This is a genomic window from Cellulosimicrobium sp. BMG9.22, assembly GCF_059159975.1.
This window is the reverse complement of the sequence record NZ_JBZGBY010000085.1, coordinates 1-256: the sequence shown is the minus strand read 5'-3', so window position 1 is coordinate 256 and position 256 is coordinate 1. Positions and strand designations below refer to the sequence as shown.

The following is a 256-nucleotide window of genomic DNA, read 5'->3' as shown; positions in this document are numbered from 1 at the left end:
CCGTCCGGTGCGTAGCGCGCTGGTCAGCTCCTTGCGCAGCCCGCCACGGCCCTGGACGTACAACGCCTGGTAGATCGTCTCGTGGCTGATGCGCATGGACTCATCCTCGGGGAAGTCGGTCTTCAACCGGTTCGCGATCTGCTGCGGGCTCCACCGCTCGTCCCCGTCCAGCTTGTCGCCGACCCAGGCCGCCAACCGCGGGTTCGTCTCCAGCTTGCGCGCCTGAGGCCGAGACATGCGCTCGGCCGCGCGCTGA

At 69.1% G+C, this 256-nt stretch carries 1 pseudogene; it reads right to left on the bottom strand.

What is annotated here, in order from left to right:
* Positions 1-184 (bottom strand): annotated as a pseudogene (locus AC4H2H_RS19775) (IS30 family transposase); the annotation flags it as partial.
* Positions 185-256: the final 72 nt, after the last annotated feature.